General features: G+C 45.0%; 1 protein-coding gene. It reads right to left on the bottom strand.

Going from position 1 to position 1,310, the window contains the following annotated elements; translation table 11 throughout:
• Positions 1-20: 20 nt before the first annotated feature.
• Positions 21-1,208, bottom strand: coding sequence for an IS4 family transposase (locus C9J03_RS26315; RefSeq protein ID WP_044620822.1), 1,188 nt, complete (start codon positions 1,206-1,208; stop codon positions 21-23).
• Between the last annotated feature and the right edge of the window lie 102 nt (positions 1,209-1,310).

Here is a 1,310-nt window from a genome sequence, read left to right as displayed (position 1 = left end):
CTGGAGGATCCCCACAAAATTCACGCATGATAATTGCTCCTTGCCATCATAATTAACTCTTGTTGTGCCCAGCGTAATGTTGAATTTGTAATGTGATATTCCAGCCGTCGAAAGACTTCTTTTCCTAGTCTGACGAAGGATAAAACTCGTCTCTTTTTTATCGTATTAGCCTGGAAGTGGCGGTGCCAACCGGCATGTTCGGCAGCAATGCCGAACCACCAATAGATCATGAAGGTGAGAAGGCCGATTAGCAACAGGACATCGAGCCGCTTTGGGTCATTGGTTCGGCTTTGTCGCAGGCCAAAGCCATATTGAGGGCTTTTCAGGTCACGGAAAGTCTCTTCAATCTGCATACGCTTTTCATAGATGCGGACGATACAGCGGGAAGAGAAGATGTCGGTTGGGATGTTGGTGGCGAGCAGCCAAGGTTCTTTTGCTGATTTTCTATGAACGGCTTGTGCTGTAAAGTGCTCTCGACCTCTGGGTCTGTCTTTGCGTTTTCTTGGCGTTTCTTTTTTGAAGAGATGCAGGTGGCAGAGTAATGGTTTTCGTTTTGCCAGTTGGGTCAATCCAATGTACTTGGGTTTATTATTTGCCTTTTTAAACAGTTGCTTAATGTGATGCCATTGTTTGTTATAAAAGGTATTTACATCACCGCGAACGCGTCCTAGGTAGCACCAACCCATAGCCTCTACTTGCCGAAACCAGGTGTTCCTGAAACCGGCATCTGTGACAATAATGGGTATGACATGCGAGGGTAAAACAGCTTTGAAGTTATCAAGAAATATTTGGTGACTACGGGGCGAGTTGTATTGTTTAAAGGTAAAGGATTGCTCGAAAAGGGTAACGGAACGTCCCTCTACGGCAACGGATGCCCTGAGTACCATGAGGCGTTTGTACTCCCGGATATCGGCCCAGTCGACGAGGACAATCGGCTGTGGGTTAACTGAGCATATTTGGTGACAGTGCCAGCGATAAATATCAAGTCTGTCGCGGTGTAAATGACCGTTTCCCAATAAACGGTCAACCCGTTTTATACAGTGCTTGGTTTTTGCTTTAGAAGGTAGTGATCTGCCAAGTAATGTTAGGGTCAGCGCATCGTTATTTAGCAGTGCTTTCACCGAATCCATCAGTGAATTGAGTCGCTTTTTGTGAATGCTAGGGCATTGTTCTCTAAGGGAATCGTGTAGTATCTGAATATCACGCATCTTGTTTTCTTCTTTTTGTTTTTGTGGTGAATTCATTAGATCAGAAGGCAAGGTGCGTGTCTACTTATTGAGCAATAAGGAATTTTTGTGGGGATTCCTGAG

Origin of the sequence: Photobacterium gaetbulicola (assembly GCF_003025515.1) — a bacterium.
GTDB classification, from domain to species: Bacteria; Pseudomonadota; Gammaproteobacteria; order Enterobacterales; family Vibrionaceae; genus Photobacterium; species Photobacterium gaetbulicola.
Note: the sequence above shows the minus strand (reverse complement) of the source record. Positions and strands in the feature narration are given on the sequence as shown.

Coding starts and splice junctions, on each gene's coding strand:
- C9J03_RS26315 (WP_044620822.1), bottom strand. CDS start 1,208: ATGCGTGATATTCAGATACTACACGATTCCCTTAGAGAACAATGCCCT.